The following is a 21,020-nucleotide window of genomic DNA, read 5'->3' on the forward strand; positions in this document are numbered from 1 at the left end:
TTCTTACGGATGACGGCGCCCCTGGTGCGAAAGATTGGATGACGCTGTACCGGTTCAGTTCCGTGCGGCGATATGGTGGGCACGCTGAAATTGCTATCAATACAGTAGCTGCTCGCGCAGACTCCTATTGGGCTGGAGGCCGATTTGATGCTTGAAAATGGCACTGCGGGTGACGAAATTGGCCCCAAAAGCGCCCGCAGGGCCCACGACGGCTGAAAACAGGCAAAAACAGGCGAAAAAGAGGCAAAAAAGAGGCCCAAATACCACCAAAACTGCCCCGCAGGACGCTATTAAAACAGTAGCTGCTCGCGCCCGTTCTGATTGGTCTTGAGGCCAATTTGGTACTTAAAAACGGCCTCCTGAAAGCCACCGAAGCGGCGTTTTTCCCATGGCGTGCGCTTCCCGCAGCGCCGCAGTCCTACAGGCCCGTTTACGCCTCCCATTTAGACTTGCAGGCAATGATGAAACAGCTCCTGACCCAACTTCGCGACTTTGCGGCCACCATTCCTGACCGCTTGCGCCACCCCACCAAACGCGGCGTGCTGCTGACACTGGCGGCCATTCCGGCGCTGGTGCTGCTGTATGTGCTGATCCTGATTCCGTTCACGCCCAGCATCAACGACCTGCTGAAAGCCAAAACCGCCAAGCCCTCGGTGGTGATGTCGTCTGACGGCCAGGTGCTGGCGGTGTTCAAGCGGGCCAACCGCGACTGGGTGAAGCTCGAAGACATTTCGCCCAGCGTGGTGGACGCGCTCATCGCCACCGAAGACCACCGGTTTTACGACCACCACGGCCTGGACATCAAGCGCACGGTGTCGGCCGTGCTGCACACGGCCGCCGGCAAGACGCAGGGCGGCTCGACCATCACGCAGCAGCTGGCGCGCAACCTCTACCCGGAAGAAATCGGCCGCTCCCTGTCGATCACGCGCAAGCTGAAGGAGGCCATCACGGCTTTCAAGATAGAGGCGGTTTATTCCAAGGACGAAATCCTGGAGAGCTACCTCAACACCGTGCCCTTTTTGTACAACGCCTACGGCATTGAAATGGCGGCGCGCACCTACTTCGACAAATCCGCCAACGAGCTGGACGTGCTGCAAAGCGCCACGCTGGTGGGCATGCTCAAGGGCACGGCCTACTACAACCCGGTGAACAACCCCGAGCGCGCCATGCAGCGCCGCAACACGGTGCTGGCGCAGATGGTCAAGCACGAGAAGCTGCCCGTAGCCCAGCTGGAGGCACTGAAAAAGAAGCCGCTGCGCATCGACTTCGAGCGCCAGGACGAAGAGCTGGGCTCGGCGCCGCACCTGGCGCAGCAGCTGCGCCGCTGGCTGATTGAATGGGCCGACCGCAACGACTACAACATTTATGCCGACGGCCTGGTGCTGCGCAGCACCATTGACTCACGCCTGCAGGACATGGCCAACAAGGCGCTGGCGGTGCAGGTAGACCGCTTGCAAAAGACGGTGGCCGGTGACTGGCGCTTTAACTCGGGCTGGAAGGCCAAGAGCGGCGCGCCGCGCGAGCTGGCCCTGGCCTTCATACGCGACACCGCCGAATACAAGGCCCTGCGCACCAAGGGGCAGGCCGACGACCAGGCCACCAAGGCGCTGTTGGCGGACGCGGAGTTCATGCAAAACCTGAAGGACGAAAAAACGCGCCTGCAGGCCGGCTTCATGGCGCTGGACCCAACCAACGGCCAGGTCAGGGCCTGGGTGGGCAGCCGCGACTTTGCGCGCGACCAGTTTGACCACGTGCAGCAGGCGCGCCGCCAGCCGGGCTCGACCTTCAAGCCCTTTGTGTACGGCGCGGCGTTTGAAAACGGCGCCAAGCCGTCCGACGTGTACCTGGACGGTGAGGTGGAAATCCCGCTGGGGAACGGCGCTTTCTGGCGGCCGACCGACGGCGGCGGCCCCAGCGGCGAGATGATGACGCTGCGCCAGGGCCTGATGTTTTCCAAGAACACGATCACCGCACAGGTCATGCACGCGGTGGGCCCGGCCAATGTGGCCAGGCTGGCCAAGGCCATGGGCGTGCGCCAGAGCAGGCTCGAAGAAGTGCCCTCACTTGCGCTGGGCACCAGCCCTGTCACGCTGAGGGAAATGGTGGCGGCCTACGGCACGCTGGCCAATGACGGCCGTTATATAGAGCCCGTGATCGTTACCCGGGTAGAAGACCGCAACGGCAAGGTGCTGGAAGCGTTTGAGCCCAAGCTGCCCGAAACCGTGATGCCGGCCACCGTGGCGCAGACGCTGCTGGACGTGATGCGCGGCGTGATCGACCAGGGCACGGGCGCTGCCATTCGCAGCCGCTACGGCATACAGGCCGACGTGGCCGGCAAGACCGGCACGACGCAGGGCAACACCGACGGCTGGTTCATCATGATGCACCCGCAGCTGGTGGCCGGCGCGTGGGTGGGCTTTAACGACAACCGCGTGACCATGGCTGACAGCTACGGGCAGGGCGCCCGCAGCGCGCTGCCGATGGTGGGTGAGTTTTTTCAGGGCGCGATCAAGGCAAAAGTGGTCGACGTGGCCCTGCGCTTCCCCGCACCGGAAGGCGCAGGCGTGACGGACCAGGAGCGGCAGCGCATTGAAGCGCTGCTCAATGGCGCCGAGCCGCCGCAGGAAAGCCAGCCAGGCCAGACCGGTGACGGCGGCATGCCCCAGCCTTTGGGGCAACAGAGCATGTCAGGCGCTGCGGGAGGGCCGGCCACCGAGGGCGGCCCGCCGCGCGTGTGGCAGCCGGCGCCGGTGATCAAGTACATCACCGTGAACGGGCCTGCTGCAGACGGCACGCCTGCACCCGGTGCGCCTGGCGTGGTGCTGCCACCCGAGCAGCCGCGGCGTGTGCAGCCCGACGCTGCGGCGGAAAACACCGCCGTGCCGGGCGTGGTGGTGGGTGCGCCCATCGCTCCGCGCTAGCGCTGTGCGCGGTGCGTGAGACTGCTATTAAATAGATAGCTGCTTGCGCTATTACTGATTGGGTTTCAGGCCTTTTTCTCTTGAATTGTTGCAACGCAGCGCGCGGCGTCAGCGTTTCGTTTTGCGCACCGCGTGCGGGCCGGTGTTGACAAAGCTGGCGTTGCCCAACCCGGTGCCCACCGTCAGCACGGCCCAGCGCTTCACGCCCTGCATGAAGGGCAGCTCAGACAGGCCCTGCACCACCGCATCGTTGTGCAGCCGCACCTGGGTGGTCTGGCCGTCCTGGCGCGGCAGCAGTTCGCTGAGGTCGTGCGCCAGGTTAAAGCGCGGGCTTTCCCAGTTGCCGGGCAGGTTCTGCGCGCCGGTGGCGATGGAGCCGTCGTCGCAGATCATGCCGGGGCAGGCCACGCCGACAAACGGCGCCAGGGTGATGCCTTTTCTGTCGGCCAGACGCTTGAGTTTTTTCAGCATGGCGGCAATGCCCTGCACCAGGTGTTCGCGGCGGGTCACATCGTCGTCGCCGCGGTGGCCCCACTTTTCCAGGCCCGCCACGCGCACGTCCGACAGGTCGGGCGACTTGTTCAGGCGCGGCCGCACAATGCCGCAGCGCACGTTGGTTCCGCCAATGTCTACCGCCAGGAAGCCGCCGTATTGCGACAACAGCTCGGGCGGCGCCAGGTGCACCCAGCCGATCAGCCCGCCTTCGTCGGGGTGGTGGCGCAGCGTCATCAAATGCACGCGGGCGTTTTGCTGGTAGAGCAATTCGGCCGCGCGGTCGATGGCCAGTTCGCCCACCAGGCTTTGCTGAAAGCCGCCGCCCACCACAATGCGCTGCACGCCGTGCCATGTGGGATGCGCCAGAAAACGCCGCACCACACGCACCAGTTGCCAGGCGTAGTCTTCCGATGCCGCGGAAATCACGGCGGCGGCCTTGCCGTCGCGTTGAAGGAGCAGGTCGAGCCGCTTTTTGCTGATGGCGGGTGTGGGCTTGGTGCCCAGCACGTCTTCGCCGCTGATGCGGCGAAAAAGCCGGCGCCATACGTCCAGCATTTCGCTGTAGGCGACGCGGCTGACGGTGTCGCCCAGAAAGCGCTCGCCGTCGTGCAGTTCCAGGCTGTAGCCGTTGATCGTCACGGCAGGCAGCTTCAGCTGACCGTGCAACAGGTCATGAGGCAGGGAAGCGGGGGAGGCTTTGCGCGGCATGTGGGGGCGTGTTGTGCTGTGGTGAAAGGTTTCATCATGCGGGCGCGGCAGGCCGCCGGCTATCAGCCAACGCGCCTGAACGCGTCAGCCAATGGCTGGTGTACGCGGCGATTTGCGCGCAAAAAAACGGCCGGGAAGAGCCGGCCGATGGTGGGTTTGCAGCGTTCAGTGCTGCTTAGCGACCCAGGGGGTCGCGGTCTTTGTCCAGATCCTTCTGGATGTCTTCTGCGTTCTCACGTGCGTCGCCGGCGGCCTTTTGTGCCTTGCCCTGGAATTCACGGGCGTGGCCCTTGGCCTGCTGCTCGGCATTGCCGACCAGCTTGCCGGTGTGTTCCTGCACTTCACCGGCAACTTCCTTGATCTTGCCTTTGACCTGGTCTTTGTTCATGGGATGTACCTTTCAGAGAGTTGCGTCATGGAAAATTCCATGCAGTTCAAGATAGCCCGCCGGCCCAGACCGCGCCGAAGGCATCGGGCCCATAGCCGTGTGGGTGTGTGCCTACAGGGCCTTTCGACGCGCGCCTGCTACGGGTCGGGAAACAGTTGCAACAGAACGTTCGTTGCGTCAGGATTAAACTGGCATTGCAGACAATGGACTGTGCTTTGAAGTGACCGTGCAGTGGAGGAAGGAAGAAAAAAGTCATATGAAGAAATTAGCCATCGTTTTAGGGACCCTGGTGTCCGGGGCTTCCCTGTGGGGCGCGCCAGCCGCCCCCACCACATGGTTTACCGTGATGGGTGACCCGGCTGACCCGGCCGTCAACACCATTGAGGTAGACCCGACCCCCATTGCCGCCAACGGCGACATGCGGGCCATGCAGGTACGCGTAAGCCGCGCGCTGCAACGCACCAGCTGGGACGGCGTGCCTTACCGTTCGTATGTTTCCACCGTGTTGTTTGACTGCGCTGACAAGAGCGCCAAGTACGTCACGCTGGCGTTTTACGTGCAGCCCCTGTGGAAGGGCGAGCCGTACAAAACAGTGACTTACCCCAACGAAGTGGTGCGCCCCATGGAGTTCCGCGACGTGACGCCCAACCCGACCCAGCGCATCATTCGCGCTGCATGCGAAACCGGCAAAATTACCACCAATTAGCGACCATGTTGCGGCGCTGGCGGGTTGTGCCCCGCTTGTGCCTTTAGGGCGCTCGGGCTACGATGGTTTGTCGCTTACGCATGGGGCTCCGGCGACTATCTTGAAGAAGGGTCTTGCATGCCGCAACTCATTGCAACGGTCGAAGGCGTCGAAATCAAGCACGTGTACCTGACGAACGACCGCACCACGCTGGGCCGCAGGCCCTACAACGACATCATCTTCGACAACCTGGTGGTCAGCGGCGAGCACTGCGTGTTCCTGCTGAAAGGCCTTGCGGACGTGTACCTTGAAGACCTGGGCAGCACCAACGGCACCTACCTCAACGGCCACATGGTCAAGTCGCGTGAGCTGCTGCACGACAACGACATCATCAATATCGGCAACTTCCGCATCCAGTACCTGGCCACCTCGCGGCATGAAGAAGAGGCTCCGCGCGAACATCAAACCACCGCCATGGCGCTGGACGCGATGGGCCTGCCCGGCACCAGCGGCACGATGCACGCGAGCCTGAAGGTGTTGTCGGGTTCGTCAGCGGGGCTGGAGGTGCCGGTGGTCAAGGCCGTTACCACCTTCGGGCAGCCCGGTGTGGCCGTGGTGTCGATATCGCACCGGCGCGACGGCTACTACGTGGCGCACATGGACGGCGAAAAGCCGCCGACCTGCAACGGCAAACCGATCGGCATGAAAGCGATTCCGCTGGCCCACCACGACATACTGAACCTGGCCGGAACCGAGATGGAGTTTTTGCTCAAGAGCGCCGAAGCCTGAGCGGGCCGGGCGGCGTGCAGGCTCGCTCAGATGGTCGAGTTGCTGATGCTGGTGGTGGGAAAGCCCATGGGCCTGCGCGAACTCCGTGGCCTGTAAGAAGGCGGCTCACCGGCCAGGCGCCAGGCAAAGGCCCGTGCCAGTGCCTTCAGCTTGAGCGTGGACTTCAGATGCAGCGGCGTCATGCCGGTGCGGGTCAGGTCCGATGCGTTGTTGGACACGCGTGACAGGCGGCGCTGCTCCAGCGCGGTGACGGGTTTGCGGGGCATGGCTGAGCGTGGCGTCTTTTTGATCGCCGCCTGCTCGGCGGCAGCACCGGTGAACTTTTCACGCAGCAGCGTGGCCTCGGGCCGCCGCTGGCTGTCCACAATCCAGTAGGGAATGCCGGCGCGGCCCAGCAGCTCGCGCTTGAAAGCATGCTTGCGGTCTGCCTGCTCGCCGCGCCCCAGCACATCGACGCAACCCAGCACAGCGCCTTTGCGGTCGGCCACGGCGCAGGCAAAGCTCACGGTGCTCAGTAGCGCCTGCCAGTGCGCGTCGCCGCCGCGGCTGTTGGGTTCAATAAAGCCGGTAAAGGGCACCTTGATCAATACATGGTGGTCCGGAAAAATGTCTGCCAGCCAGCGCCACACCGCGAGCTCGTCGCGACTGGTGAGCGGCTTGCGGCGCAGCGCGTGGTTGCGCGCCACCTTCTTGCGGGCCGACACCACATGCGACAGCCAGCGTTCATAGCCCAGCGCCCCCAAGGCTACGCTGCCCACAAAGATAAAGAAGCCGATCAAAAAAGAGGTGCCGGTCATGGTGCTGTCCTGGTGCTGGTACTGCGTTGATGTGCCGGGCCGATGCGCTGCCTGTTGTGATATGGGTGTATGACCCTGAGCGGCTGCGCGGCGCTGGCTGAAAATCCCAGCCGTGTTTATAAGGTACATTTTTCATTTTTCCGCGATTTGGCCCAGAACATTTGTGAACGTTCGTATTAGGCCGTGCTGACCCGGCCGTGGTGACCACACTGCGGTGTTACCCGGCCAGAGCCGCTTTCCACGCATCCCCTCCTTAAACTCCATGAAGAAACTCCCCACCAGCGGCGGCCTCGTGTATTCCACCGACGCGGGACGCATGTGCCCTGGCTGCCGCCAGCCGGTGTCCGCGTGCACGTGCAAGCAGCAGGCAACACCCAAGGGCGACGGTGTGGTGCGCGTCATGCGTGAAAGCAAAGGCCGCGGCGGAAAAACTGTCACCGTCATCAAGGGCCTGCCGCTGGACGCGCTGGCCCTGGCGCAATTGGGCAAACAGCTCAAAGCCGCCTGTGGTTCGGGGGGCACGGCCAAAGACGGCATCATTGAAGTGCAGGGCGACCATTGCGACACCGTCATGCAGGCGCTGCAAAAACAGGGCTACGCGCCCAAGCGGGCAGGCGGTTAGGCATGAACCCCGAAGACCTCCAGCTGCTGGTGACCCGCGAAATGCCTTTCGGCAAACACAAGGGCACCCTGATCGCCGACCTGCCCGGCAACTACCTTAACTGGTTCGCCCGCGAAGGTTTTCCCAAAGGCGAAATCGGCCGCCTGCTGCAGTTGATGCAGGAGATCGACCACAACGGGTTGAAGCCGCTGCTGGACCCGCTGCGGCGGTAGTCAAGTCACTCAATCACCGCGAGACTCTGGAAGCTTTGCAATCACCTTGATCTCAAACTGAAAGCCATAGAGCCAGGTCACGCCGACACCCGTCAGCGTAGGGTGCGGTGCGTTGCCCCAGTAGTCGGGCACCACTTTCCAGGCTGTCTCGAACACCGATTCCGGATCCACCATGAAGACGGTGACGTCGACCACGTCGTCGAAGGTGCAGCCTGCGGCCTTGAGGATGGCGTTCAGGTTGTCGAAGGCGAGCCGGACCTGAGCCTCCAGGTCCGGCTCGGGGGATCCGTCTTCGCGGCTGCCCACCTGCCCTGAAACGAACAGGAAGCCGTTGGACTTCACCGCCGGCGAATACCGGTTGCGTTCATAGAGGGCCTGGCGCCCCGGTGGAAAAACGACTTCACGCTTGGTCATAAAAATCTCCTTCATAAAGGGCCATGGTCGGCCCGTGGTTAACGATGAAAGAACTTTAAGAGGCTGCGCCTTTCGGATAAACAGGCAAGGCTAACCATCACTGTTCGTAAAATCCAAATAATCATCAACGTCAACGTATCTGGAGCAGAGATGGACCGTTTCGATGCAATGCAGGCATTCGCCCGCGTGGTGGAAGCGGGCAGCTTCACCAAGGCGGCCGAGACGCTTCACATGAGCAAGACCAGCGTGACGCAGCTGGTGCAGCAACTGGAAGCGCGGCTGCGGGTCAAGCTGCTCAACCGGACCACACGCAAGGTCAATGTCACTGCCGATGGCGCTGCCTACTATGAGCGGGTGGTGCGCGTCCTGGCCGAAGTGGACGATGCCGAGACCAGCCTGTCCAGTGCGTCAGCGTCGCCCAGGGGCCGGCTGCGGGTCGATGTACCCAGCCCCCTGGCCCGCATGATCCTGGTGCCGGCCTTGCCGGAATTTCATGCGCGCTACCCTGAGATTCAGCTCGACATGGGTGTCAGCGACCGTATGGTGGACCTGATCGGCGACAACGTGGACTGCGTCGTGCGCGGCGGCGAGCTAACCGATCAGTCGCTGATGGCCCGCAAGGTGGGTGACCTGCAGTTGGGGGTGTACGCCGCCCCGGCCTATCTGGAGCGCTCGGGCACACCGTTGCACCCACAAGAGCTGGAAGACACACATCACCGCATCGTGGGGTTCCTGTGGGCGCGCACCGGCAAGGCTTTTCCGTACGCCATGCACTGCAAGGGCGAGAGCATCAAGGTGCAAGGCCGCCACCTGTTCGCATTCGATGACGGCAATGCCTACCTCGCGGCCGGGCTGGCGGGATTGGGAGTCCTCTGGCTGCCGGACTATATGGCGAAGGCGCACCTGGCTGGCGGCGAACTGATGCGCCTGTTCAAGGGTTGGCGCCTTGACCCGATGCCCTTGTACGTAGCCTTTCCGCCCAACCGGCATGTCAGCGCCAAACTGCGCGTGTTCATCGAGTGGGTAGCCGGGCTGATGGCGCAGCATGCGCCTGTCGGTGGTCCAGATGGCGGAAGAATGAAATCCGATCCCAAATGAGCAGAGGGTATCCACGAGTGGGCGGAGCGGGTTATCACTCTTGGTTCCCTTGCTTTCACACCAGCAGGTGTTGGGGGGCCTGGATGAGGGTCAGGTTTGGATTAAAAAACCAGCAGCTTTTAATCTGGCAGTCTTTATTCAGCTAACGCCGCCTCGAAACGTTCCAGCTCCTCATCGAGTGTTCCACGGTTGTGGAAGTTGCGGTTCGCCTGGCCGTACCAGTACTCGGCATTTTCCAGGTCACCTTCCTGGATATGCAAGATGCCGTGTAGCCAGGCAGCCAGTTGCGATTCATCGCTTTGCACAATGCCGTGTGCGTCGTTCCATTGCCCCGAACGTATATGAATCAGAGCTTGGCGAAGAGTGGCCGTCATCGAAATCTCCTTGAATGGGATATGGATGCATTGCTCATCTATCGAGATTTGAATGAGTGTTGCATTGCGTGGATGGAGTGGTCAGAAATCACAAATCTTTGATCCCGATAGATCTTCTTATCGTGTAGCTTAGAACTAAATTGTTCAAGGCGTTGTGGGCGCGTCGGTGTTTACCCGGCCACCCTGTTATATGTGACAGGGGTGTCACTTCATATTGTCATTTGATTCGCGTAGATTGATTGCCGATCGCTCACATCGCTGCCACGAGTTTTATTGGATGACTTAAAAATTCACAACGTCAGGCTGAGTTTGTTAACTTATAGTCGCCGAAAAAGGGAGTTCATGAGTTGTATGAAAACCGATCAATTGGAGGAGGCCGAGCGATGCGTCTACCCGGATACTCAGCATTTTGAAACTAGATTCGAAACCATCAACGTAAATGGCAAGGCGCTCTGTCTCGCTCCCGGGAATGAATATCACCGCCGAGATCAAAGCTAGCAAGCGGCGAATCGTCAAGTACCTGCTTAGCCCGATACAGACAGCGGACAGTGTTCTGAGAAACAAAGGCTCCAATGGACAAGAAAAAGACGCCGAACGACTTTCCCGTGGTGAAGCGATGTAATAGAAAACTTTTGACCGGTTTTTTGGCGCTTACGACCTTTGGGTTGATGTTGCCTTTATTGATGTTGCCTTTATTTCTCCCAGGGTTGCCATGGCTGACCAATAGTTATCCATGGCGATTTCTGAATGCAGTGGTGCCATCTGCAAAAAAGTTGTCTCTCTCAATACAGAGTCCGAATACTGCGGATGTGTACTGGATTTTTATTTTGTTGGCATCTCTTCTTTTAGGGATTTATCAATTTCTAAGTTTAAAAACTCCTGAGGAGTTCTTGCGTGCCGACATGATTTTGAGTTCTCCAAAAAGCCGTTTTCGTATGTGGCTTAAAGCGGTAGGGGGGAGTTTCATTTTTGCCTTGCTGATTATTTTTTTCATATTCTTCCGGGTGAACTCGGCTTGGATCCCGGTGGAAGTCGAGGTCAATTGGTGGTGAGTTTGATGCTCATGAGCAACGTTGCGCTGGCAATTTTTGGCGGATTGATATCAGGTTCTTTGTCCGTCGTTTGGTTTTTCTTTTTGTATGCCGTCTATAGCGTCATACGAATTCCGTTTTTAGTAGTCAATCAACCGCAAGAGGAAAATGCAGCATGAGTGTTGAAATTAAATTGAGCGATCTGGCCCAGCTAACTACCGCTTGGGGCGGCGCGGTAGCCAGCGCTCTTTCAGATGGAGCGAAAAGATATACGGCGACTGCCGCACTTGTATTGGAACAATCAGGCCAGCAAGTGCTTACTGAGACTCAGAAATTCAATATTTTTGCTGAATCTCAAGCAGTATCTTTCAGGAACCTGAAAGATACTGCCAATGCTTGGGCAGAAGGGGCAGAGGCTGCTGGGAAAACCGGAATTGCAGACATCATGCGCAAGTATCGAGATAAGGCTGCTGCCCAGGCAGCTATCGTCGAAGCGAATGTAATGGGACGGCAGCAATGGCTTGAGAATCTTGTTTCTGACGCTAACGTAAAAATTGGTAGTGCGAATAAAACAATCGCGAGTGTTGGTGGCGGAATAGGAAAGGCTTTTGGGCCAATCGTCGATGCGGCGCAGATGATTACGGGGGCGTGGGAATATAGCCAGACCGGGGACAAAACCAATTGGGAGAACGCATGTGCAGGCGTCGCACTTAGTTGGGCCTTTGCTGGCGTGGCTGTTCTCCTTCTACCAGCTACCGCCACAGTAGTCACGATTGCGATCGTTGGGGGAATTGCGGCTGGAGTTGGCTCTTATTTGGGGGGGCAATATTTTCAGCAAGTAAACGGTTGGTTGCGAGATCAATGGTGGTTTACAAATACCATTGACTTTGTAATTGATGGACTGACGGGTAGTCGATTTGGTGCAGCGAAGAATTTCGTCATTCGACGGGATCCATTGGTTTTCGACCTAGACGGCGACGGCCTGGAGCTGGCAGGTGCCAGCGGCGCTATTCTCTTCGACCACAACGCCGACGGGATCAAAACCGGTACTGGCTGGGCCAGACCGGATGATGGGTTCCTGGTTCGGGATCTCAACGGCAATGGCACGATAGACACAGGCCGCGAGCTCTTCGGTGTAGACACCATCAAGAGCAACAACACATTGGCCACGGACGGCTTTGATGCTCTCCGTGACCTGGACGCCAACGGCGATGGTTTCATCACCAGTGCAGATGCTGCATTTGGCGAACTCAGGATATGGCAAGACGCCAACCAGGACGGCATTACCCAGAGCGGCGAGCTCAAGACCCTGAGCGAGCTCAACATCACCAGTATTGGGGTAAACGGCAGCAGCACGGGCCCACAAGCGGGGCAGGTGATCAACAATAATACTGTTGCCTTGAGCACGACGTTCACCCAGAATGGCCAGGCACATACCGTCGGGGCGATAGACCTGGAAGTCAACAACTTCTTTACCGAATTCCCGCCTGAAGTGGTGGACGAAGCCGGAAACCCTGTGCCCATCACCGAGCAAGCTCAGGCGCTGCCGCAGATGAATGGCTCGGGCATGGTGCGTAATATGCGGGCGGCTGCCAGCCTAGACAGCGACTTCGCCGATGCCCTGCAAACCTTCGCAACAACCTCCACCAGGGATGGCCAGCGCAGCCAGCTTGATAATCTCGTCACTCTGTGGGCCAACACTTCCACCTATTCCCACGGCGTGCTTTACAGCCTCAATGCCAACGTCACCTATAACCTGCCGGCTGGCGTGACTGAGGCCGAATACAAGAACCTTATCTATGTACTCGAGGCCTTCAATGGCAGCCGTTTCTACGGTGATGAAAATGGTGGGCCCCGCCCAACCGGTTTTGCCATCAATAGCAGCACTGATCCGAACACTGGGAACGTGGTGTATCACTACATCGTCAGTCCGCTGGCTGCACAGGTGGATCTGTTGCTGCAAGCCTATAGTGCGCTGAAGGAAAATGTCTATGCCGCACTGGTAGCCCAGACGAGGCTTAAGCCGTATCTCGACAGTATTGAAGTGGTTGTCGGCGAAACCGGAATTACGTTTGACACTACTGCGTTGACCGCTGCGCTTGTGAGCCATAGAGCTGCAGATGAGCGAAACGCGCTTATTGACCTGGTTGAACTTCATCACTACACGGCCGCAGCATTATCTGCTGTCGGGTTTGGTGGGATACCCATACTGAGCAGCTGGATTGATGCTCTGGCGGTAGATTCTCCGTTAAGGAGCGAGCTCGCATCCTTGGATGTGTATTTGAGCCTGATGACCAACGGAAGCAGCCGGTCAGACATTTATTTGGGAGATGCCTCCGCAAATACTTTCAATGCAGGTGCAAGCGGTGATTGGTTGGACGGAGGCGCAGGAAATGATCTGCTGCAAGGTGGCTCAGGCAACGACGTGCTCGAAGGCGGCGCCGGCGACGACATCCTGGCCGGTGGCGTGTACGACACCTGGAACGGTAACTACAACGGTGCTGGCAGCGACACCTATATGTTCGGCCTGGGCGATGGCCAGGACACAATTGTTGACCAGGACACCACCGCCGGCGCTATCGACCGGATAGTTTTCAAGTCAGGCATTTTGCCCGCTAGCGTGCTGATCTCCCGCTCGGGTGACAGCCTTGTGCTGAAGATTCAGGGCACCAGCGACCAAATAGCAGTCAACGGTTATTTCAATGGCGACGGCACTGGAGGCTGGGCGATTGAGCAGATTCAGTTTGTCGACGATGCGGCAACGGTCTGGGATGTTGCCAGCGTCAAAGCGCAAGCCTTGCTTGGAACGGTCAACAACGACACGCTTCAGGGTTATGCCACCGACGACACGATCAATGCCGGGGACGGCAACGACACCGTGACCGGCAATGACGGCAATGACATATTGAACGGAGAGGCGGGAGCCGACTCACTGAGCGGCGGCAACGGCAATGATCTTCTGGCCGGCGGTGCCGGTGCTGATTCCCTGATGGGCGGGAATGGTGACGACACGCTGCAGGGTGGAGCTGACGGGGACACCTTGCAGGGCGGCGCAGGTGACGATGTTCTGGATGGAGGCACCGGCAACGACGTGTTGGGTGGAGGGGTATACGACACCTGGAACGGCAATTACAACGGCACTGGCAGCGACACCTACCTGTTCGGCCTGGGCGATGGTCAGGACACGATCGCCGACGACGACACCACCGTTGGCGCCGTCGACAAGATCGTCTTCAAGACTGGAATATTGCCGGGCAGTGTGTTGGTTTCGCGCTCCGGCGACAGCCTGATCCTGGCAATCCAGGGCACCAGTGACCAGGTAACGGTCAACGGCTATTTCAATGGAGACGGTGCGGGCGGTTGGGCCATCGAAGAGATTCGCTTCGCCGATGATCTGAACACGGTTTGGACAGTGACAGACGTCAAGACTATGGCCCTTGTAGGCAGTGCCGGCAATGATGCCCTGACCGGCTACGCCACCGATGACGTGATCGTGGGCAATGACGGCAACGACACCATCAGCGCCCGGGCAGGCAATGACACACTGTATGGCGGCAATGGCGCTGACACTCTCAGCGGTGAAGATGGCAACGACCTGATCCTGGGCGATGCCGGTGCGGATTCCCTGATCGGAGGCAACGGTGTTGACACCCTGTTGGGTGGGGCTGACAACGATACGCTGCAAGGTGGCGCCGGCGACGACATCCTGGAAGGCGGAGCCGGCAACGACCTGCTGGGCGGCGGGGTGTACGACACCTGGAACGGCAACTACAACGGAGCGGGAAGCGACACCTATATGTTCGGCTTGGGCGACGGCCAGGACACGATCGCCGACAACGACACGACGGCCGGTGCCGTCGACAAGATCGTCTTCAAGGCTGGCATCTTGCCAGGCAGCGTGTTGATCTCGCGCTCGGGTGACAGCCTGGTTCTGAAGATCCAGGGTACCAGCGACCAGGTAACAATCAACGGTTATTTCAATGGAGACGGTACTGGCGGCTGGGCCGTGGAAGAAATCCGTTTTGCGGACGACCTGAATACGGTATGGACGGTTTCCGACGTCAGGACAATGGCCCTTGTCGGCAGTGCCGGCAACGATGCACTGGTCGGCTACGGCACAGATGACGTGATCGTGGGCAATGATGGCAACGACACCATCAGCGGCCGGGCTGGCAACGACACGTTGTACGGCGGTAATGGCGCCGACACCCTCAGCGGGGAAGATGGCGACGACCTGCTTCTGGGTGACGCCGGCGGTGATTCCCTGAGCGGTGGCAACGGCAATGACACGCTGAGCGGAGGCGCCGATGGCGACACATTGCAGGGTGGAGCGGGTAACGACATCCTGGAAGGCGGGGCCGGTAATGATCTGCTGGGCGGCGGGGTGTACGACACCTGGAACGGTGTCTACACCGGCACAGGCAGCGACACCTACCTGTTTGGGCGCGGAGACGGGCAGGACACGATCGCCGACAACGACACGACCGCAGGTGTCATTGACAAGATCATTTTCAAAGCCGGAGTTCTCCCGGGGGATGTCCTGGTTTCCCGCTCTGGCGATACCCTGGTGCTCAAAATCATCGGCACCGGCGATCAGATATCGGTGAGCGGCTATTTCAATGGGGATGGCGCCGGCGGCTGGGCCATCGAAGAGATTCGCTTCACTGATGACGTCAATGCGGTCTGGTCTGTAGCCAACGTCAAGAACATGGCGGCGCTGGTGGGCGGCGCCGGAAATGACACGCTGATTGGCTATGCCACCGACGATGTGATGGCGGGCAACGATGGCAATGACACCATGAGTGGTCGTGGCGGCAACGACTCGCTGTACGGCGGCAATGGCGCGGACACCCTTAACGGAGAAGATGGCAATGACCTGCTCCTGGGCGAAGCCGGTGGTGATTCCCTGAGTGGAGGCAACGGCAACGATACCTTGAACGGCGGTGCCGATGTCGACACACTGCAAGGAGGTGCCGGGAACGACACCCTGGATGGCGGGTCGGGTAACGACATTCTGGCCGGCGGGGTGTACGACACCTGGAATGGTGTTTACACCGGAACCGGCAGCGACACCTATCTGTTCGGGCGAGGTGATGGACAGGACACGATCTCCGACAACGACTCCACTGCTGGCGTCATTGACAAGATCATCTTCAAAACCGGGGTGCTCCCCGGAGATGTCCTGGTTTCCCGTTCCGGCGATATTCTTGTGCTCAAAATCATCGGCACCAGCGACCAGATATCGGTCAATGGCTATTTCAATGGGGACGGCACCGGCGGCTGGGCGGTGGAAGAGATCCGTTTCGCCGATGATGTCAACACGGTCTGGTCGATTGCCAATGTGAAGGTGATGGCTCTGGTCGGTACGGCCGGTAATGACACCCTGACGGGCTACGCCACCGACGACGTGCTCGTGGGCAATGACGGCAATGACACCATCAGCGCCCGGGCCGGAAACGACACGCTGTACGGCGGTAATGGCGCCGACACCCTCAACGGGGAGGACGGCAACGACGTGCTCCTGGGCGAGGCCGGTGGTGATTCCCTGAGCGGCGGTAACGGTAACGACACGCTCAATGGCGGAGCCGATGTGGACACCTTGCAAGGCGGATCAGGCAATGACACCATGGAGGGTGGTGCCGGCAATGACATCCTGGCCGGAGGGGTGTACGACACCTGGAACGGCAATTACAACGGCGCGGGCAGCGACACCTACCTGTTCGGCTTGGGCGATGGCCAGGACACGATCTACGACAACGACGGCACCGCTGGCGTTGTCGACAAGATCGTCTTCAAGGCTGGAATCCTGCCCGCCAGCGTGCTGGCTTCGCGATCGGGCGACAGCCTGGTCCTGAAGATTCAAGGCACCGCCGACCAGATTACGGTTAACGGCTATTTCAGCGGGGATGGAGCCGGAGGCTGGGCCGTTGAAGAGATCCGCTTCACTGATGATGTCAACACGGTCTGGTCAGTTGCAAATGTGAAGCTGATGGCGCTGACGGGCGGCTCAGGCAATGACACCCTGACCGGCTATGCCTCCGATGATGTGCTCGTGGGGAATGACGGCAATGACACCATCAGCGCCCGGGCCGGCAACGACACGTTGTACGGCGGCAATGGCGTCGACACCCTCAACGGGGAAGACGGCAACGACATGCTGCTGGGCGAGGCCGGCGGCGACTCCCTGAGTGGAGGCAACGGCAACGACACACTCAATGGTGGTGCCGATGGTGACACCTTGCAAGGCGGCGCCGGTAACGACATTCTGGTGGGCGGATCGGGCAACGACATCCTGGCGGGCGGAATCTATGACACCTGGAACGGCGTCTACACCGGCACGGGCAACGACATCTATCGCTTCGGAGTGGGCGGCGGCCAGGACACCATTTATGACAACGATGGGACCGCGGGAAACATTGATCGGATTGAATTTGACGCGGGTATTACACCTACCGGTATCACGGTAACTCGCAGCGGGAACAATCTCATTTTGAGAATCACGGGGACGACCGACACCCTGACGGTGAGCAACTACCTGGCCAACAACTCGGTGACACCCTGGTCCGTTGAGGAAATCGCGTTCGGCGATGGCACGGTGTGGAGGCCTGCAGACATCGACGCCATTTTGTTGAATGGAGGCGTCGTCGGGACAGCTACGACGGGTGCGGATAGCCTGATTGGCAACAACACCTCGGCAGATACGCTCAATGGGTTGGCCGGCAACGATATTCTCCGCGGCCTGGGGGGCAACGACACCTTGACGGGGGGCACTGGAAATGACCAGCTTTTTGGTGGCTCAGGCGCTGATACCTACCTGTTTGCGCGGGGTGACGGCGCTGACGTCCTCACAGACACAGATGCCACTGCGGGTGTGACCGACACCTTGAGGTTTGACGCCAGCGTTGCTGCCGACCAGCTCTGGTTTCAGCAGGTAGGGCTCAATCTGGAGGTCTCTGTCATAGGCACAACGGACAAAGTGGCTGTCACCAACTGGTACCAGGGCGCCGGCAACCATGTGGAAATATTTGAGCTGGCCAACGGGACTCGTTTGCTGGACAGTCAGGTGCAAAACCTGGTTGATGCAATGGCGGCGTTCTCGCCACCGGCGGCAGGTGAGACCACATTGCCGGCTGGCTATCAAACAAACTTGTCACCGGTCATTGCTGCAAACTGGCAGTAGAAGATGTCTGTTTGAATCCAGGGAGTACTGTCGCCAGCCGCCGTACGCAGTGGATGATGGCGACAGGCTTCTCTTTGTGTTTGGGCAGCAAATATTCTCGCCACAGGCTTGATGCTTGACGGGGAAGTGCCCCTGACCGGGCGGGTCTTCGTCAGCTATTTTCCAGCGTCGCCGCCACCTTAAACTCCGGTCATGTCATCGATCATCTCCAGCCAGTTTGCCAGCCGCGTCACGCTGGTGCGCGACAAGGTGGAGTCTTTCGCGGCCTACCCGTTTCACCTGCCGGCCATCCGCACGCTGGAGCATATTGACCTGCACCCGAAAGTGACGTTCTTTGTGGGTGAAAACGGCTCGGGAAAGTCGACGCTGCTGGAGGCGATTGCAGTTTCGCTGGGGTTTAACGCAGAAGGCGGTACCAAAAATTTCCGTTTCGGTACACGCGTTTCCCATTCGGTGCTGAACGAATACATTCGCGTTGCCAAAGGCTTCAAGCGGCCGAAGACCGGCTTTTTTCTGCGTGCAGAGAGCTTCTTCAATGTGGCGACGGAGATCGAGAACCTGGACGCAGAACCTTCCATGGGGCCGCCGGTGATCACTTTCTATGGCTCGCGCTCGTTGCATGAGCAGTCTCACGGCGAGTCATTTCTGTCGCTGCTCAACCACCGGTTCGGCCCGGAAGGGATGTACATCCTTGACGAGCCGGAAGCGGCCCTGTCGCCGCAACGCCAGCTGGCGGTGTTGTCGCGCATGCATGACCTGGTGCTGGAGCGGTCGCAGTTTTTGATCGCGACGCATTCGCCCATCCTGATGGCTTACCCGGACGCCTGGATTTATGCGTGCTCAGAGTCCGGCCTGGAGCGCATTCAGTACGTCGAGACTGAGCACTACCGGGTTACGCGCGATTTTTTGCAAAACCCGGAGCGCATGCTTCGCCTGCTGCTGGAGCGCAAGGACGAACCTGACGCATCTGCGTGAGCGGGGCCTGGATCAAACCATCGCCGCCAGCCGCGTCCCCTGGTCAATCGCGCGTTTGGCGTCGAGTTCGCTGGCTTCATCTGCGCCGCCAATCAGGTGCGTCTTGACGCCGGCCGCGCGCAGCGGCTCCAGCAGTTCGCGGAGGGGTTCCTGCCCGGCGCACAGCACGATGTTGTCGACTGACAGCACGGTGCCGTCCAGCCGCTTTTCGCCGAAGGTGATGAAGAGGCTGAGGCCTGAGCCTCCTTCGTTTTCACCAATGCGTTCATAGTTGACGCCTGAAAGCATTTCGACGTTTTTCATTTTCAGCGCGGCACGGTGGATCCAGCCGGTGGTCTTGCCCAGGCCCGCGCCCAGCTTGCCGGGCTTGCGCTGCAGCAGGGTGACATGGCGCGCCGGCGGCGTGACCTGCGGGCGCACGACGCCGCCGCGCACTTCGCCGGGATCGGCCACACCCCATTCGGCGAGCCAGGCGGGCAGGTCGAGTGCGGTGGAGTGACCGGTGGGTGTGACGAGGAATTCGGCGACATCAAAGCCGATGCCGCCTGCGCCTATGAGCGCGACGCGCTCGCCCACGGGTTGGCGGCCCAGCAGCACATCGATGTAGCTGAGCACCTTGGGATGGTCTTGCCCGGGAATGCGCGGGTTGCGCGGCGTGACGCCGGTGGCCAGCACGACTTCGTCAAACTTTTGCGCAATGAGGTCGGCCGCCGAGACGCGGGTGTTCAGGTGCAGCTTCACGCCGGTGCCGGTGATGCGCTGGCCGAAGTAGCGCAGGGTTTCTTCGAACTCTTCCTTGCCGGGCACGCGCTTGGCCAGGTTGAACTGGCCGCCGATTTTGTCGGCAGCGTCATACAAATCCACGCTGTGGCCGCGCAGGGCCAAAGTGGTGGCGGCGGCCAGACCCGCGGGGCCTGCGCCTATGACGGCAACGCGTTTTTTGGCGGGGGCGATGCGAATGACAAGTTCGGTTTCATGCCCGGCGCGCGGGTTGACCAGGCAGCTTGCCAGCTTGGCCTGAAAGGCGTGGTCCAGGCAGGCCTGGTTGCAGGCGATGCAGGTGTTGATCTCGTCGCGGCGGCCCTGCGCGGCCTTGTTGACAAACTCGGGGTCTGCCAGGAAGGGGCGGGCCATGCTGACCATGTCGGCGCTGCCGTCGGCCAGAACCTGTTCGGCCACTTCGGGCATGTTCAGGCGGTTGCTGGTGATGACAGGAATCGTGAGGCCGGCGGCACGCAGGTCGCCTCGCAGCTTTTTGGTGACCCAGGTGAAGGCGCCGCGTGGTACTGACGTCGCGATTGTCGGCACACGCGCCTCATGCCAGCCGATGCCGCTGTTGATGAGCGTGGCACCGGCGGCTTCAACGGCTTTGGCCAGCAGCACGACTTCTTCCCAGCTGCTGCCGCCGGGAATCAGGTCGATCATCGAGAGGCGGTAGATGATGATGAAGTCGCGGCCGACGGCTTCGCGCGTGCGGCGCACGATCTCCACGGCCACACGCATGCGGTTGCCATAGCTGCCGCCCCACTCGTCGGTGCGCTGGTTGGTGTGGGTAACGAGGAACTGGTTGATAAAGTAGCCTTCGCTGCCCATGATCTCGACGCCGTCGTAGCCGCCATCGCGGGCCAGCATGGCGCAGCGGATGAAGGCGCGAATCTGCCGCTCGACGCCGCTGGAGCTAAGCTCGCGCGGGGTGAATGGCGAGATCGGGCTCTGGATGCGCGAGGGCGCGACGCACAGCGGGTGGTAGCCATAGCGGCCGGTGTGCAAAATTTGCAGCGCAATCTTGCCGCCTTCGGCGTGCACGGCGTCTGTGACCTGCTTGTGGCGGCGCGCAGCGCCTGAGCTGGCGAGCATGCCGGCAAACGGTTTGGTCCAGCCGGCGATGTTGGGCGCGAAGCCGCCGGTAACCATCAGGCCCACACCGCCGCGTGCGCGCTCGGCAAAGTAGGCAGCCATGGCGGGGAAGTGTTTGCGGCCGTCTTCCAGGCCTGTATGCATGCTGCCCATCAGCACGCGGTTCTTCAGCGTGGTGAAGCCCAGGTCCAGCGGCGCGAGCAGATGGGGGTAGGGGGAAGCGGGGTCCAGGGAAAAAGAAGAAGACGCAAGGGAAGGGGGCGTCGTCGCCGAAGTGGGGGTCGCGGCCAAGGCAGGTCTCCTGTCAAAACTGCCTGCATGGTAGTCGCTGCAGGGCCAACGGCACAGCGCGCCGGGTACTCTAGGGGACAGGCTCTACGCCGCCTTCGGGCTAACCCGGGCCCCCACGGTCGCTCACTTCGTGTAGCTCCCTGCCCCCCAAGGGGGCCGCTGCGCCTGCGGCCCGGCGAAGCC

General features: G+C 60.4%; 16 protein-coding genes. 10 read left to right on the top strand and 6 right to left on the bottom strand.

Going from position 1 to position 21,020, the window contains the following annotated elements:
- Window positions 1–461 precede the first annotated feature (461 nt).
- Window positions 462–2,921 carry a penicillin-binding protein 1A gene (locus AC1DY9_RS17530; RefSeq protein ID WP_477667165.1) on the top strand — a complete coding sequence of 820 codons (2,460 nt, stop codon included), beginning with the start codon at window positions 462–464 and terminating at the stop codon, window positions 2,919–2,921.
- Between the two features lie 108 nt (window positions 2,922–3,029).
- On the opposite strand, the gene AC1DY9_RS17535 is transcribed toward AC1DY9_RS17530, so the two are convergent.
- Both AC1DY9_RS17535 and AC1DY9_RS17540 read right to left on the bottom strand, forming a co-directional pair.
- Window positions 3,030–4,124 carry an ROK family protein gene (locus tag AC1DY9_RS17535; RefSeq protein ID WP_477667166.1) on the bottom strand — a complete coding sequence of 365 codons (1,095 nt, stop codon included), beginning with the start codon at window positions 4,122–4,124 and terminating at the stop codon, window positions 3,030–3,032.
- 175 nt (window positions 4,125–4,299) lie between these two features.
- Window positions 4,300–4,512 carry a CsbD family protein gene (locus AC1DY9_RS17540; RefSeq protein ID WP_457278743.1) on the bottom strand — a complete coding sequence of 71 codons (213 nt, stop codon included), beginning with the start codon at window positions 4,510–4,512 and terminating at the stop codon, window positions 4,300–4,302.
- 256 nt (window positions 4,513–4,768) lie between these two features.
- Here AC1DY9_RS17540 and AC1DY9_RS17545 point away from each other — a divergent pair, with 256 nt between their 5' ends.
- Both AC1DY9_RS17545 and AC1DY9_RS17550 read left to right on the top strand, forming a co-directional pair.
- Entirely contained in the window at window positions 4,769–5,218 is a 450-nt protein-coding gene (locus AC1DY9_RS17545; RefSeq protein ID WP_477667167.1) for a surface-adhesin E family protein, read from the top strand.
- 117 nt (window positions 5,219–5,335) lie between these two features.
- Window positions 5,336–5,986, top strand: a complete 651-nt coding sequence (locus tag AC1DY9_RS17550; RefSeq protein ID WP_457278741.1) for an FHA domain-containing protein — start codon at window positions 5,336–5,338, stop codon at window positions 5,984–5,986.
- Window positions 5,987–6,012: 26 nt separating this feature from the next.
- Here AC1DY9_RS17550 and AC1DY9_RS17555 read toward each other — a convergent pair whose 3' ends face one another.
- Window positions 6,013–6,783: a DUF2726 domain-containing protein gene (locus AC1DY9_RS17555; protein ID WP_477667168.1), complete on the bottom strand. Its 771-nt coding sequence runs from the start codon at window positions 6,781–6,783 to the stop codon at window positions 6,013–6,015.
- A 262-nt stretch (window positions 6,784–7,045) separates the two neighbouring features.
- Here AC1DY9_RS17555 and AC1DY9_RS17560 point away from each other — a divergent pair, with 262 nt between their 5' ends.
- Both AC1DY9_RS17560 and AC1DY9_RS17565 read left to right on the top strand, forming a co-directional pair.
- Complete coding sequence (locus tag AC1DY9_RS17560; protein WP_477667169.1) at window positions 7,046–7,405, top strand: translation initiation factor Sui1; 360 nt, start codon at window positions 7,046–7,048, stop codon at window positions 7,403–7,405.
- Window positions 7,406–7,407: 2 nt separating this feature from the next.
- The gene (locus tag AC1DY9_RS17565) at window positions 7,408–7,617 is read left to right on the top strand and encodes a DUF3820 family protein (RefSeq protein ID WP_477667170.1); all 210 of its coding nucleotides are present in this window, start codon (window positions 7,408–7,410) and stop codon (window positions 7,615–7,617) included.
- Between the two features lie 9 nt (window positions 7,618–7,626).
- Here AC1DY9_RS17565 and AC1DY9_RS17570 read toward each other — a convergent pair whose 3' ends face one another.
- Window positions 7,627–8,031 (bottom strand): RidA family protein, encoded by a 405-nt coding sequence (locus AC1DY9_RS17570; RefSeq protein ID WP_477667171.1) that lies wholly within the window; start codon window positions 8,029–8,031, stop codon window positions 7,627–7,629.
- A 150-nt stretch (window positions 8,032–8,181) separates the two neighbouring features.
- On the opposite strand from AC1DY9_RS17570, the gene AC1DY9_RS17575 reads away from it, so the two are divergent.
- Window positions 8,182–9,129: a LysR family transcriptional regulator gene (locus tag AC1DY9_RS17575; protein WP_477667172.1), complete on the top strand. Its 948-nt coding sequence runs from the start codon at window positions 8,182–8,184 to the stop codon at window positions 9,127–9,129.
- A 134-nt stretch (window positions 9,130–9,263) separates the two neighbouring features.
- Here the strand turns inward: AC1DY9_RS17575 and AC1DY9_RS17580 are convergent, their stop codons facing one another.
- Entirely contained in the window at window positions 9,264–9,503 is a 240-nt protein-coding gene (locus AC1DY9_RS17580) for a hypothetical protein (RefSeq protein WP_477667173.1), read from the bottom strand.
- A 572-nt stretch (window positions 9,504–10,075) separates the two neighbouring features.
- Here AC1DY9_RS17580 and AC1DY9_RS17585 point away from each other — a divergent pair.
- The 4 genes from AC1DY9_RS17585 (at window position 10,076) to AC1DY9_RS17600 (ending at window position 18,689) form a co-directional block, all read left to right on the top strand.
- Window positions 10,076–10,555 (top strand): hypothetical protein, encoded by a 480-nt coding sequence (locus AC1DY9_RS17585; protein WP_477667174.1) that lies wholly within the window; start codon window positions 10,076–10,078, stop codon window positions 10,553–10,555.
- A 5-nt stretch (window positions 10,556–10,560) separates the two neighbouring features.
- The gene (locus AC1DY9_RS17590) at window positions 10,561–10,713 is read left to right on the top strand and encodes a hypothetical protein (protein WP_477667175.1); all 153 of its coding nucleotides are present in this window, start codon (window positions 10,561–10,563) and stop codon (window positions 10,711–10,713) included.
- Window positions 10,710–17,714 (top strand): calcium-binding protein, encoded by a 7,005-nt coding sequence (locus tag AC1DY9_RS17595; protein WP_477667176.1) that lies wholly within the window; start codon window positions 10,710–10,712, stop codon window positions 17,712–17,714. The genes AC1DY9_RS17590 and AC1DY9_RS17595 overlap by 4 nt, the downstream gene beginning before the upstream one ends.
- 201 nt (window positions 17,715–17,915) lie before the next feature.
- Window positions 17,916–18,689: an AAA family ATPase gene (locus AC1DY9_RS17600; protein WP_477667252.1), complete on the top strand. Its 774-nt coding sequence runs from the start codon at window positions 17,916–17,918 to the stop codon at window positions 18,687–18,689.
- Between the two features lie 12 nt (window positions 18,690–18,701).
- Here AC1DY9_RS17600 and AC1DY9_RS17605 read toward each other — a convergent pair whose 3' ends face one another.
- A complete protein-coding gene (locus AC1DY9_RS17605) occupies window positions 18,702–20,777 on the bottom strand; it encodes an oxidoreductase (protein ID WP_477667253.1) in 2,076 nt (691 codons plus the stop codon).
- Window positions 20,778–21,020 lie beyond the last annotated feature (243 nt).

The sequence above is a fragment of the Polaromonas sp. P1_F6 genome, assembly GCF_056405695.1.